Source organism: endosymbiont of Galathealinum brachiosum (assembly GCA_003349885.1).
Classification (GTDB): domain Bacteria; phylum Pseudomonadota; class Gammaproteobacteria; order SZUA-229; family SZUA-229; genus SZUA-229.
In genome coordinates this window covers 444,088-458,098 of sequence record QFXC01000013.1, presented here as the reverse complement: position 1 = coordinate 458,098, position 14,011 = coordinate 444,088, and the positions used below count along the sequence as shown (strand labels likewise).

Below are 14,011 nucleotides of genomic sequence, written 5' to 3'. Positions count from 1 at the left end.
ATAATGTCACACACCACAGTATACCTTATTGATGATGAGCCAGAAATGGTTGAGCTACTGAGTGAAGTAGTAGAAATGATTGGTTTAAATGCACAGGCTTTTATTCAGGCTAGCGTGTTTTTTGAACAGATCGAAGTGTTTGCTGAAAATTCGGTTTTAATTCTTGATTTAAATATGCCTGAAATGGATGGTATCGAGGTAATGCGCCGGTTAGCAGGCATGAATAATCCGCCAGCATTAATTTTAATGAGTGGCCATGATGCTGGTGTATTACATTCGGCAGAAAAATTATGTGAGGCACATAAACTAGAATTAATTGCCTCGCTTGGAAAACCCTTGTCTCTTGATCGAATTCGTAAATTATTGAATCAGTATACTAATCGAGCATCAGCAGAAGGAAGTCAGAAAGTAACATCAAATAATATTAACATAACCCCGTCTGAGCTTGAGAAAGCGATCAATAATAATGAACTGGTTATACATTATCAGCCACAAGTTGCCGTAGCAACAGGTATGCTCACAGGTGTTGAAGCATTGGTACGCTGGCAGCACCCGGTGCATGGTTTAATTTACCCGAATTATTTTATTGATGTTGCAGAGAAGAATGGTTTAATTGGCATATTAACTCAGTGGGTTATCAGGGCGGTAGTCAACCAGGAGAAGCAATGGCAGGAAAAAGGAATGGCTGTTACGGTATCAGTAAATATTTCTGCTGAGAACATTACCAGTTTGGCCTTGCCAGAGCAGCTGAGTAAATTGCTGGAAGACAACAAGCTCGACCCCAATCGCCTTGTTTTAGAAGTGACTGAAAGTGCATTAATGGGTGAACTGGTTACATCATTAGATATTTTAACCCGTTTACGTTTAAAAGGCCTGAAGTTATCAATAGATGATTTCGGTACCGGGTATTCTTCATTATCACAACTACATAAGGTTCCTTTCACAGAATTAAAAATTGATCAGAGTTTTGTAGGAAAAATTTCAGTAGATGATGAAGCAAGAGCAATTGTTAAAACCTGTATTATGCTGGGGCATGAGCTTGATATGAAAGTAGTGGCAGAAGGTGTTGAGGATAAAGAAACGCTTGAGCAATTAAGGCTTCTTGGTTGTGATGTTGCGCAGGGTTATTTTATTAGTCGTCCAGTAGCTGAAAATGATCTGGTTGAGTGGGTGAAAACACGTTTGTAATGAGTTCGCCAGAAGATAAAATGGAAAATATTTTCCTTGATAATTTGAAACATGAAATCAGGACTCAGCTAACAGCTATTCTTGGTTACTCTGAATTGTTGTTAGATAACAGACAGTCAGAAAGCGACCGTATTAATTCTATTAATACTATTATTCGAAGTGGTCGTCAATTACAGGAGATAGTTAATAATATCTCTGACATTCGCCAAAATGAAGATCAAAAGAATGAAGTTGATTTAAAAAAAATTGTTAAAGAAATTATCTATCCTGGTTTATACAGCAATATTGTAAGTGGACGTATTTTGCTCGCTGAGGATAATCAGGATAATCAGGAACTGGTTTCTTTATATATAAGAACCGCAGGTGCAGAAGTTGATGTTGCGAACAATGGTCAACAAGCGGTGGAAATGGCAAAACAGCATAATTATGATTTAATCTTGCTGGATATGAAAATGCCAGTCATGTCTGGTCTGGAAGCAGCAGCATTATTAAATGAGCAGGCATGTAAGTCACCAATAGTTGCGCTTACGGCTAATGCATTTGAAGATATGGCAGAAGATTGTATTAATGCTGGCTGTCGCGGTTTTTTAACTAAACCAATTGATCGTAGTCGATTTTATCAAGTGTTACGGAAATATTTAGCGGCCTCTCCAGATAAAATTATTCCTCTTCGTTCAAGTTTGTTAGATGATGAACCTGAGTTACTGGATTTGATAAAAAAATATACGGCAAAATACCCCAGCATGATTCAAGATTTAAAAAAAACATTTGAGTATACAGATGGGAGTGAATTTGAAATGTTATTGCATGATATTAAATCGACCGGTGGCAATTATGGTTTTATGTTGATAACAGATCTTGCAGTAATGATAAAAACACACTTAAATAATCATAATCGAATTGCAATTGTTCCGTTACTTGATGAGCTGGAGAGCTTGCATAAGAGAATGTTGCTGGCTTTTGAGTAGTGGCTAAATAAATAATCTATAGTTTCTTTATTAGGCGTTTCTTATGCGTTTATTGACTTGTAAATAACTGTGTATTTTCTATACTTTAATATTATGTAATATCAAGGCTTGATTAGAGGTCACATGGATCTTTAATAAAATGCTTTAAAGTGTTGTAGCCCTGGTTTTTATTTTTATTTTTATTGCTATTTTTCGGAGTGAGAAATGTATAAACAAATGTCTCTGGTCGTATTATTGATGAGTTTCTCAACTCTAGCTTTTTCAGAAGAATATATTGTCGAGCAAAAAGGTAAAGTTTTTTCAGTTAAGCAACTAAGTATTAAAGTAGGTGATACGGTTAGTTTTCCAAATAATGACCCTTTTTATCATAATGTTTTTAGCTATTCTGGCACTAAAAAGTTTGATTTGGGATCGTACAAAAAAGGCGATACCCGTAAAGTGACATTTAATAAACCCGGTGTGATTGAAGTGGAGTGTGCAATACACCCAAAGATGCACATGACGATAAATGTTGAATAATCTCTTTTATATAAAATTTATATTTTTCTTTGTTATAACAAGTACTACTTCTATTGCTTCAGAATGCTTTGAGCTGTCAGTAAATGTTGTTTGTGGTAAGCAGTATTATCAGGAATATTGTGCTCTTTGTCATGGTGAAAACGCAGATGGCAATGGCCGAATTGCAGGTAACATGAAACACCCCTCGCCGACTAATTTAATACTAAGCTCTGCTTCTGATCAATATATGAGAGAAATAATTGTTAAAGGTGGTGAAAAAATTATTCGTTCCTCATATATGCCGCCCTGGGGTAATGAGTTCGGTGCGGCACAGGTTTCATCGCTTATTTTATATTTAAAAGAGATACGACAATCTAGTTCTTTTGAAAGTGTTATATCAAAATCTAATAATAACTTGTATTTTCAGAAGTGGTTGATTAAGAAGCCACCCATAGCACCAGAAAATAATAAATGGAATAAAGCGCGCGCCTCGTTAGGTAAGATGTTATTTTTTGATAAACATTTAAGTCGTGATTTAACGATTTCATGTGCAAGTTGTCATAATCCTGAACTTGGCTGGTCTGATGGCTTATCTAAAAGTGTTGGTATTAACGGGGTAGTTCTTAAACGTTCTTCACCTGTGATTACGAATGCGGCTTATAATTATTTACAAATGTGGGATGGTAGAATAAAAAGTTTAGAAAATCAGGCTCTGGCACCCCTTGATTCTCATGCTGAGATGCATACTGATTTTTTAGTAGCAATTGATTATTTAAAAAACGATTCAAACTATCGTGATGCTTTTAAAAAAGCATACCCTGATGAAAACATAACTCGAGAAACAATAGCAAAAGCACTAGCTTCATTTGAAAGAACAGTAGTGAGTAATGATTCACCTTTTGATCAATGGATTCGAGGTGATGGAAATGCGATGTCACGGCAACAGATCAGAGGCTTTAAATTATTTATTGATCCGGCTAAGGGGAACTGTGAAATTTGTCATTCTGCACCTAACTTTGTCGATGATGGATTTCATAATATTGGACTGAAAAGTAATGCTGAAGGTAATGATTTAGGGCGCTATGCAATACGTAAAGTAAAAGTGTTAAAGTCAGCATTTAAAACACCAACATTAAGAGATATAGAGTTGTCAGCGCCTTATTTTCATGATGGTTCGGCTAGTACCCTGATGGATGTGGTGGAACATTATAATCGTGGTGGAGATGTAAAGGAGGGGCTGGATCCTAATATGTTACCACTTGCATTGTCTCAGCAAGAAAAAGAGGATTTAGTTGAATTTTTAAAAGCACTTACTACCAGATATAAGGTATTCGTTTTACCTGAGCTGTCAGTGAATTAATCAAAGCAATACCGAACTGTAAAAGATAATAAAAAAGTATTTCGATTCTGAAGTGATATTTCAGGAGCTAATTATAAATGCTTATACAACTAGCTCCTGAACTATTAGAGAAATGACAGTATTTCAGCTTCTATATTTTCCTTATCAATAACTGTTTTTTGCGCAATTTCTTTTTCAAATAAATCACTGATAACGCCAGGTATCTCAATAGAGGCTTCTTTAGCGATAGACTTTAATGCGTCAAGGTCATGGGTATCAACTTCACCTGTTAATGCATTAGCAATGACTGGTGAGAACTTGGTCCACTCTGCAGTTGAATAAACAATGGTTTTTAGTGGTTTATCTCTGCATGTTTCATATGCTTTAAAACAGGTGGCTGTGTGTGGGTCCATTAAATAACCTTTTGCAAAAGCATCTTTAATGTATTTCTTCCCTTCGTCATCATTACAGTAATCAGCAACAAAAATTTTCTGTATTTCTGACAGCTCTTCATCAGTGAGCTGATAGTGGTTTTCCTTGTCCAGCTGTAACATCAGTTCTCTGGTTCTTGATTCACCAAATAAATCAAATAATATACGTTCGATATTTGATGATTTTAAAATGTCCATAGCAGGAGAGGTAGTTGCAATAACTGATTTATTACGTAAGTCGTATGAACCGGTTTTAATTAGTTGAGTTAAAATATTATTGTTGTTAGATGCAATTAATATTTTCTCAACTGGTAAACCCATTTGTATTGCATAGTAGCCACCCAGTGCATTTCCAAAGTTACCACTTGGCACATTTAAATATACCTTTTCACCTAAAGTAATGGCTTTCTGGCGAACCAGTTCAAGATATGAATGAATATGGTAAATAGTCTGGAATATAATTCGGCCAAAGTTTACCGAGTTAGCCGCTGACAAAAATATGTTTTTTTCCTGTAATTTCTGTTTGAAAGTGTCGGAGCCTAAAAGTTGTTTTAGTGCTTTTTGGGCATCATCGAAATCACCGTGAATACCGATTACTTTAAGGTTCTTCGCATCTTCTGTTACCATTTGTAGTCGCTGTACATCAGATGTGCCGCCTTCAGGATACAGGCAGGCAACTTGCACATTTTCACGGTTTTTAAATGTTTCTAATGCTGCTGGTCCGGTGTCGCCAGATGTCGCTGCAAGTATCAGGTAATTTTCATTACGTTTCTGAGCAAGTGCTGATAAAACCAGGCCGAAAGGTTGTAATGCCATGTCTTTAAATGCACGGGTAGGGCCGTGGTATAACTCGCTTACATACAGGTCGTCATAGACTTTATTAACCGGTACCGGGTTATTGTTGTCATCAAACTCGTCATACAGGCTCAGCGCTTTTTCAATTACATCCTGATCTATGTCTATTTCAAATGCTGCGAGTAAATCACGAGCCAGTGTTTTGTAGTCTTTATCCAGATGATTCTGTAAAAAATCTTCACCTAGATCGGGCAAAGATTCGGGTGAATAAATACCGCCAAATGAAGATATAGGACCTAGAATGGCTTCAGAAAAATTAATATGGCTTGGACGCTGTCCGTCATTGCCGCGGGTTTCGATAAATTTCATATGATGTGAGTTTGCTTAAATTTATAAAGGTGCAAATTATAGCGAAATTGACGTGATATTTCATAAAGGAATTACATTATTCCCCATCTTCCAGCCAGATCGGTGATTATAGACTGAGAATGCAGGTATCTTATAGCAGGAATATGGTCGCTAGCCCAAGAAAGGCCAGTAAACCTACAATATCTGTAATGGTGGTTAATATAACGCTGCCTGCGATCGCCGGGTCGATGTGCAATTTTTTCAGAATGATAGGGATGGCGACTCCGGATGCAGCTGCAAAAATAAGATTTATGATCAGTGCTGCAGCGATGACCAGACCAACAGAGTAGTCATCAAACCAGAAAGTAGCGATAAGTGCGACAACCACGGCCCATATTAGACCGTTAAAGAGCCCTACCATTACTTCTTTATTGAAAACCCACCAGCGATTATTTCTAGCAAACTGGCCTAACGCCATACTGCGTATAACAAGAGTAATCGTCTGACTACCAGCTATACCGCCCATACTGGCCACTACATTCATTAAAATGGCGACGGTGACGACTCTTTCAAGCGTGGTTTCAAAGTTGCTGACTACCCAGGATGCCATAAAAGCAGTAATTAAATTAATGCCTAACCAGATAGCTCGTCGACGTGAGCTAGGTAATACGGGTGAAAACAGGTCTTCTTCATCATTCAAACCGGCCATACTTAATACGGAGTGATCGGCTTCTTCACGAATAACGTCAACTACGTCATCAACTGTGATTCGACCGAGCAGCATATTGTTGCCGTCCACGACCGGTGCTGAAATCAGATCCAGATCTTCGAAAACCATGGCGACATCGTTGTCCTCCATGTCAGACGGGATGGCAGTAACCTGATCATCCATAATATCTTCGACTGTATTTTCAGGTTCATTAATGAGTAACTCTGATAATGCAAGGATACCCAGATAGCGGTTATCTCTGTCAACAACGATAAGATGATCAGTTGGTTTCGGGATATCACCCAGTAGGCGTAAATAGCGTAATACCACATCCAGGGTGACTTCAGGTCGCACCGTAATGGTGTCGGTATTCATCATGCCGCCGGCGCTGTCTTCCGGGAAAGAAAGTACAGATTCAAGCATTTTGCGGTGCTGACTATCCAGTGAGTGTAAAACCTGATCAATTACAGAGTCGGGCAGTGATTGCACAAAGTCGGCAGAGTCATCAACTTCCAGATCTTCAGCAACTTCTACGAGCTGCTCGGGTGACATGTCCTTGATTAAACCGTGACGAATTTCATCACCCAGATTAATGAGTACCTCGGCTTCCAGGTCTTTGGAAACAAGTGGCCAGATGACGAGTCGTTCGTGGGAAGGTAAAGATTCTAAAAGGTGAGCAATTTCGGCAGGATGCAGGGCATTAAGCATACCTTTTGCGTGATGCAGAGTGCCAGACTCCAGTGCTTCTGATAAAGCCTGTAACTGTTGTTCAGTTTTTTCTGTGATGTCAGTACTGTCTACCATGTTTTCTCAGCCCGGTGCATGGTTTAATTATTGTTTGGAGTTTAACGAAGTATTGATGTTAAGTGTAGTTTAAAGTTGGAAGTGCTAAGTCATAAGTAAAAGGTGTTCCTCGCAGGAGAGCCCGCTTTTGACTCAAGACTAATAGCTTAAAACTTATGATTATCTTTTTACGAGAATTGTTGATTTAATTCATCAACTGCGAGTTTAATTTCGCGTGGATCAGACAGACTCATAATTTTTTCTGTAAGTGGGCGTAGATGGGTTATTTCACTGTGGTTAATAATGTGTTTAACATCCAGTAAACTGTTAGCCTGTACACTAAAGCATTGCAGCCCCATGCCCAGTAATAAACGTGTATACAATGTGTCTGAAGCCATTTCTCCGCACATTGAAACTCGAATACCCTGTGCCTCGCCTGCATTGAGTGTCATTTGTATTAATTTTAATACTGCAGGATGTAATGGGTTGTACAGGTAACTAACTTCATCATCAATCCGGTCAAAAGCGAGCGTGTATTGAATTAAATCATTGGTGCCTATAGATAGAAAATCAAGTTTACTGGCAAGGCTATCTGCAACCAGTGCTGCTGATGGAACTTCAATCATGGCACCAATTTTAATTTCAGGATCAAACCTAACACGGCGGGATTTTAATTCTGACTTTGCCTGCTCAATAAGTTCAAGCGCCTGTTCCAGTTCTGATACACAACTTATCATTGGTATCATCATATGAGTCGGGCCATATCCGGCAGTGCGTAATATAGCTTTTATTTGCGGTAAAAACATTGATGGATCTTTCAGGCATCGCCTGATTGCACGTAACCCTAAAGCAGGGTTATGTACCAGTGGGCCATGTTGGGTGGTATTGGCAAGCTCTTTATCTGCACCTAAATCGGTTGTGCGAATAGTAAGGGGATGCCCCTTTAATGAGCGAAGTGCACGACGGTAGGTTTCAAATTGTTCCTCTTCGCTGGGGAGCTGGTTATGTTCAATAAAGAGCATTTCGGTTCGATATAAACCTACACCTGTGTGGTCATACTGACGTAAAGCACGTACATCTGCTGGACGATCAATATTGCCATGTAGATTTATTTTAAAACCATCTTTTGTTTTTGCAGGTTTGTTTTTTAAATCGAATAAAAGTTTGCGTCGTTGACGTTCATCGCGCATCAGGCTTCTAAAATGCGTTAATTCTTTTTTCGCCGGATTGATATGAATCGTGCCGGTATTTCCGTCGAGTACAATTAATTCATTTGCCTGAATCAGGTGTTTTGCATCATGAACACCAACAATGGCGGGTATACCCAGGTTACGCGCAAGTATTGCAGTGTGTGATAATGGACCACCGTATTCAGTTATGAATCCGGCAATTTTCTGATGTTGCATTAATAATGTATCGGCTGGTGTTAGATCATCAGCAACAATAATTCGATCTTTTAAATGATCACCCAGTTTATCCGAATCCAGTTTGTCTTCAGCGTGATTAAACTCCGGTTCATTCATCAGGCAGCGTTGAATGCGTTCGGTTACATGAATGATATCGTCTTTACGTGTTTTTAAATATGGATCGTCCATGTCATCGAATACTTTCACTATTCGTTCAACCTGAACCTGTAAAGCCCATTCAGCATTGCATAAACGAGCACGAATATGACTGACCGTATCCTCATATAAAACAGGATCATCAAGCATCAGTAAGTGTGTATCAATAAATAGAGTTATATCGTGAGGCGTATCACTGGCGATATTGTTTTTAATATTATTTAATTGTTGCTGTGCTTCTATTCGTGCATCTTCAAAGCGTTTTATTTCATCATCAGCTGAATACTTTGAAATGGAGTATTCTAAAACTTCGGGCAATTCACGGTAATATACATAAGCAGGGCCTATGCATATGCCTTTGGAAACACCTATTCCCTGAAGTTTAGAAGACATTATTTACTCGTCCTCATCAAAACGATTATTAATTAAATTAGAAAGTGCACTGACGCATGCCTCTGAATCATCACCATCAATATGTAAGGTGATAAAACTACCTTTCCCCGCGGCTAACATCATGACACCCATAATGCTTTTTCCATTAATTCGCTGGCCGTTTTTCTCTACATCAACATGGCTGGAAAACCCCGAAGCAATACTGACAAATTTTGCTGCTGCTCGAGCATGCATGCCCAGTTTATTTATGATTTCAATATCCTGATTTATCTGTCCCATATTATTTTGTTTCATCCTGACACTCACATAACAAGATACCGTCGTGTCCACCACTTACCGCTTTTAGTGCCATGCTTGTCATGTTCAGTTGAGGGTAATTTAATATGCGAACAAGCATGGGTAAATTAATACCCGCAACAAGTGTGCAATTAAAATCCTCGCATAGTTGTTTGCCTATGTTGGCTGGTGTTGATCCATAAATGTCTGTCAAAATTAATACGCCATTGCCTGTGTCCAGTGTGCCTATATGTTCTTTTGCCTGGGATAAAATATCTGCAACAGGGTAATCAAGTGGCACTTCGAGCGCACGGGTTGCTAACGGACATGTGTCTAACATTTGTCTGGCTGTTTCTAGCAAGCTTGAAGCAATGTTTTTATGTGTAATAAGTAGTAGTCCGACACTCATATTCTTATTCTGTATTTAAAATTAATGGTCATGAGTTTAGCTGAATTTTATTATTCCATCTCACGATGGCGTAGTGAAACATTAGTAAATTTATCACGAAAATAATGGTTTAGCTGTTCTGTAATATAGACAGAACGATGCTGACCACCGGTGCAGCCTATTGAAACGGTCAGGTAATAACGGCTTTGTTCTGCAAATTTTGGTATCCAGTATTCCATAAAATTTCTGATGTGATTAAACATGTCAGCAACATCATCCTGGCTTCTGAAAAACTCCTGAACTTCCGGGTCCTGTCCGGTAAGTTGGCGCAGTGCTGGTTCCCAGTGAGGATTTGGTAGACAGCGAACATCAAATACAAAATCAGAATCAGTTGGTGTGTTATGTTTGAAACCAAATGACTGGAAAAGGATTGATAGTTCCTGGTTCTTTCTGGAAACGACTCTGTCTTTTACAATAGCTCTGAGCTGGTGAACATTGGTGTGTGTAGTGTCCAGACAAAGGTCTGCATCCTGTGAAATCGGCAATAACAGGTTGCGCTCTATATCAATGGCTTCTGCTAATGGAATGCCTTTTCGAGTTAAAGGGTGACGACGACGAGTGTCGCTAAAGCGTTTTATTAGTTCATTAATTTCTGCCTGAAAATAAATTACTTCAACTTCAATTTTTTTATTTTTTATGGCTTTAATGATTTGATTGAATCGCTTTAAATCATTAGCGCCACTACGTGCATCTATACCAACGGCCACTTCCTGATAAATTTGTATTTGCTGATTATTTATATGGTCTGTAAAGTCGTTTAAAAGACCTAATGGGAAATTGTCGACACAATAAAAACCCTCGTCCTCCAGCGTGTGCAAGGCGACTGTTTTACCCGAACCCGAGAGGCCGCTAATGATTATTAATTTCATATTTTATTGATTTTTTTATGTTCGTTTTTAAGTTGTATGATTATTAATTGCTGTTATTCATATGTTGTTGTTGTCTTAGTATAAATTCATCACTGGCATTATGCCCGTTCTCTATCAATATATGGTTGCGTACGGCTGCTTCAACCATAACCGCCAGATTTCGACCGGAGGCAACCGGTAGTTTAATTTCAGTAACGGGCACTTCAAGTATTGTTTTAATAGATCGGGAACCGTAAAGCCTGTCCAGTTGTTGCTGGTTTTCTGGTGTCATTCGCTCCAGATGAATAATAAGTCTAAGATGTTTATTTGGTTTAATGGCATTTTCGCCGTACATGGCGCGAATGTCCAATACTCCCAGACCCCTAACTTCCATAAAATTTTTCAGCACTTCAGGGCAGCTACCATCGAGTAAGTTTGGACCGATTCGAGTGAATATGGGAGCATCATCAGCGATTAAACGGTGCCCACGGGTAATTAACTCCAGAGCCAGTTCGCTTTTTCCAATGCTGCTTTCACCGGTAATTAATACACCGCTACCCATTACCTCCATAAAGACACCATGTAATGTGATTTTTTCAGCAAGCAGATCCGATAGATAAAAACGAATAGAATCTATAAAATCCCCACTGTACAGATCACTTTGAAACAGGGGGGTCATTTTTTCATCTGCAAGCTGGATCATTTCATCAGGCACGGTTTGCCCGTTAGTGAAAACAATAGCAGCAGTGCGCCGTGAAAAAATTTCACTTAATGAACGGTTTGACTGTTGTTTGAGTTTGTTAAGGTAGTGCCATTCTTTTTTGCCAATTACCTGAATTCTGTTGGGATGAATTAAGTTCAGGTGCCCAACCAGCGTTGATTGCTGGTTAAGGTGTAAAGATTTTTTAATCGCTCGTGTAGAGTGGGCTTTACCTGCTAGCCACTTTATATCGATGTTTTTCTGTAGGTAATGGAATAAATCCAGGGGCGTTATCTGTTCAAGCATGCTGGATTACCCTGTAATCAGGATGCTTCCTGATGAGATTGCTTCCAGCTAGAGAGCATTGTGTATAACTCTTCATTGGTCTTAGTGTTTCGTAGTTGCTCACAAAATTCTGTATCACTGAACATTTGCGCTAGTGCAGCCAGAACCTGTAAATGTTCATCTGTGCAGTGTTCAGGAACCAGCAGACCAAATAGTAAATCTGCGGGTTTTGCATCCGGGCTGTCAAAATCTACGCCCTGATCCAGTTTAATAAAACAGCCCAGGGTCATCTTAGGAGTCATACCCAGATCAAACTGAGCATCATCTGAATCATCCTGTGATGGAGAGAATCGCCCATGGGGTAGTGCTACACCATGACCAAGACCGGTTGAACCCAGGCGTTCTCGTTCAATAAGTTGATGAAAAATATCGGTTGGATCAACGCCAATGACACCTGAAGCAAGCAGCTGACTGAGTGATTCAAGCGCACGTTTCTTGCTCTTAATACCACCAAGGCATTGAACTCGTTCAGGTGTAATTAGCTGGCTGATCTCCATCGTTATTCTTCTTCCGTATCCACCAGTGGAATACTTTCTTTCTGATGATGGTCGGTTATTTTTTCTTTGTGTTTTTTAACTTGCCGGTCAAGCTTATCCGTCAGACTGTCAATGGCTGCATACATATTATCTTCAGTGCTTTCAGCAAAGATATTATTGCCGCGCATATTAACGGTGGCTTCCGCTTTATGGCGTACATTTTCAACTGTCAGAATCACGTGGGTATTAGTGACCTTGTCGAAATGACGCTCAATGCGTTCCATCTTTTCATCTACATAGTTGCGAAGTGAATCGGTTATCTCTATGTGGTGTCCAGTTAAATTGAGTTGCATAAGGACTCCTTAGTGCAGTGCCTAAGCTAGGCGTTTACGTTCATTTGAGGGTGGTATCATCATAGCTTCACGGTACTTAGCCACGGTTCTACGCGCCACATTAATTCCCTGATCAACCAGTAAATTGGCAATTTTATTGTCACTTAATGGTTTTCGGGGTTCTTCACCTTCTACCAGCTTTTTGATCATGGCTCGTATGGCCGTAGCTGAGCATTCCCCGCCATCTGATGTACCCACATGGCTGGAAAAGAAGTATTTGAATTCAAATACACCCTTGGGTGTATGCATATATTTTTGAGTTGTTACTCTGGAGATAGTGGATTCATGCAGTTCAAGTTCTTCTGCGATCTCACGTAATACCAGCGGTTTCATACCTTCCTCACCATAATCGAGGAAAGTGCGTTGATGTTCAACTATTGATGTTGCTACACGCATTAATGTTTCGTTACGGCTTTGTAAGCTTTTTATAAACCAGCGGGCTTCCTGCATGTTATTTTTCATGAAGGTATTATCATCACTCTGTTTGCCGCGTTGTATATAAGATGCATAGGTTGGATTAATTCTCAGTTTAGGTGCTGTTTCACCGTTTAACCTGACATTCCATCGGCCGTTTGATTTAGTGACAAATACATCGGGTACCACATATTGTGTAGAAGACCTGCTTATATTACCGCCAGGCTTCGGGTTCAACGACTGGATAAAACGAATAATATCAGCTAATTCATCATCTGTAATACGATTGTAGCGCTTGAGCTTGGCATAGTCGTGATTACCAAGCAGATCCAGATGATCTTTTATAATTTGTCGGGCTTTTTTCAGTACAGGGTAGTCTTCTGTACTAAATCGCTCCATCTGTAATAACAGGCACTCTTTTAAGTCGCGTGCGGCTACACCAACAGGGTCGAAATGTTGAATTAAATGTAAAACAGCTTCAACTTCATCGAGCTCTATTTCAAGGTCATTAACCAGGCCCGAATGTATTTCTTCTGCTGATTCCTGTAAATAACCGTCTTCATCAATACCATCAATAATTGCCAGTGCGATGGTTCTATCTACATCACTCATATTAGTGACCAGTAACTGATCCAGTAAGTGATCAACTAATCGACCATCACTGCTAGACTGGTTTTCGAGGAATTCACGCGCTTTGTCATCATCACCTGATGGGGTAGCACTGGTAGACATTGCGGGTTCATAAACATCATCCCATTGTGAATCTACCGGCAGTTCGTCAGGCATTTCCTGAGTGTTAAGGTCTACATCCTGAGCAGCAGCATCGTTTTGCAGGTCAGTGGTTTCCAGTCCTTCAGTACTATCCTGTTGATTGTCGTTATTATCGTCGGTTTTTTGTTTGTTGTCTTCAAGCGGATCGGATGTTGTATGGTCTTCTTCAACCTCCAGCATCGGGTTGGATTCCAGCACTTCCTGAATTTCAGTCTGTAGTTCCAGCGTCGACAATTGCAACAGACGGATAGCCTGTTGCAGCTGGGGAGTCATGGTCAGTGATTGGCCAATGCGTAATTGTAGGGATTGCTTCATTCTTTTAGATTA

General features: G+C 39.5%; 14 protein-coding genes. 4 read left to right on the top strand and 10 right to left on the bottom strand.

The window, feature by feature from the left end; genetic code table 11:
- Window positions 1-3: 3 nt before the first annotated feature.
- The 4 genes from DIZ80_14940 (at window position 4) to DIZ80_14925 (ending at window position 4,014) form a co-directional block, all read left to right on the top strand.
- Entirely contained in the window at window positions 4-1,188 is a 1,185-nt protein-coding gene (locus DIZ80_14940; protein ID RDH81382.1) for a hypothetical protein, read from the top strand.
- Window positions 1,188-2,156 (top strand): hypothetical protein, encoded by a 969-nt coding sequence (locus DIZ80_14935; GenBank protein RDH81381.1) that lies wholly within the window; start codon window positions 1,188-1,190, stop codon window positions 2,154-2,156. The genes DIZ80_14940 and DIZ80_14935 overlap by 1 nt, the downstream gene beginning before the upstream one ends.
- A gap of 204 nt (window positions 2,157-2,360) precedes the next feature.
- Window positions 2,361-2,675, top strand: coding sequence for a methylamine utilization protein (locus DIZ80_14930; GenBank protein ID RDH81380.1), 315 nt, complete (start codon window positions 2,361-2,363; stop codon window positions 2,673-2,675).
- Window positions 2,665-4,014, top strand: coding sequence for a hypothetical protein (locus DIZ80_14925; protein ID RDH81379.1), 1,350 nt, complete (start codon window positions 2,665-2,667; stop codon window positions 4,012-4,014). Before DIZ80_14930 ends, DIZ80_14925 begins: the two co-directional genes overlap by 11 nt.
- 104 nt (window positions 4,015-4,118) lie before the next feature.
- On the opposite strand, the gene DIZ80_14920 is transcribed toward DIZ80_14925, so the two are convergent.
- From DIZ80_14920 to DIZ80_14875, 10 genes are all read right to left on the bottom strand, one after another.
- Entirely contained in the window at window positions 4,119-5,588 is a 1,470-nt protein-coding gene (locus DIZ80_14920; GenBank protein RDH81378.1) for a threonine synthase, read from the bottom strand.
- A 130-nt stretch (window positions 5,589-5,718) separates the two neighbouring features.
- The gene (mgtE, locus tag DIZ80_14915) at window positions 5,719-7,080 is read right to left on the bottom strand and encodes a magnesium transporter (GenBank protein RDH81377.1); all 1,362 of its coding nucleotides are present in this window, start codon (window positions 7,078-7,080) and stop codon (window positions 5,719-5,721) included.
- Window positions 7,081-7,247: 167 nt separating this feature from the next.
- Entirely contained in the window at window positions 7,248-9,014 is a 1,767-nt protein-coding gene (gene ptsP, locus DIZ80_14910) for a phosphoenolpyruvate--protein phosphotransferase (GenBank protein ID RDH81376.1), read from the bottom strand.
- 3 nt (window positions 9,015-9,017) lie between these two features.
- Window positions 9,018-9,293 (bottom strand): HPr family phosphocarrier protein, encoded by a 276-nt coding sequence (locus DIZ80_14905; protein RDH81707.1) that lies wholly within the window; start codon window positions 9,291-9,293, stop codon window positions 9,018-9,020.
- 1 nt (window position 9,294) lies between these two features.
- Window positions 9,295-9,699: a PTS fructose transporter subunit IIA gene (locus DIZ80_14900; protein ID RDH81375.1), complete on the bottom strand. Its 405-nt coding sequence runs from the start codon at window positions 9,697-9,699 to the stop codon at window positions 9,295-9,297.
- A 50-nt stretch (window positions 9,700-9,749) separates the two neighbouring features.
- Window positions 9,750-10,607, bottom strand: a complete 858-nt coding sequence (locus tag DIZ80_14895) for an RNase adapter RapZ (GenBank protein ID RDH81374.1) — start codon at window positions 10,605-10,607, stop codon at window positions 9,750-9,752.
- Between the two features lie 43 nt (window positions 10,608-10,650).
- The gene (hprK, locus tag DIZ80_14890) at window positions 10,651-11,592 is read right to left on the bottom strand and encodes an HPr(Ser) kinase/phosphatase (GenBank protein RDH81373.1); all 942 of its coding nucleotides are present in this window, start codon (window positions 11,590-11,592) and stop codon (window positions 10,651-10,653) included.
- Between the two features lie 17 nt (window positions 11,593-11,609).
- Entirely contained in the window at window positions 11,610-12,128 is a 519-nt protein-coding gene (locus DIZ80_14885) for a PTS sugar transporter subunit IIA (protein RDH81372.1), read from the bottom strand.
- A 2-nt stretch (window positions 12,129-12,130) separates the two neighbouring features.
- The gene (gene raiA, locus DIZ80_14880; protein ID RDH81371.1) at window positions 12,131-12,460 is read right to left on the bottom strand and encodes a ribosome-associated translation inhibitor RaiA; all 330 of its coding nucleotides are present in this window, start codon (window positions 12,458-12,460) and stop codon (window positions 12,131-12,133) included.
- A 21-nt stretch (window positions 12,461-12,481) separates the two neighbouring features.
- The gene (locus DIZ80_14875; protein ID RDH81370.1) at window positions 12,482-13,999 is read right to left on the bottom strand and encodes an RNA polymerase factor sigma-54; all 1,518 of its coding nucleotides are present in this window, start codon (window positions 13,997-13,999) and stop codon (window positions 12,482-12,484) included.
- Between the last annotated feature and the right edge of the window lie 12 nt (window positions 14,000-14,011).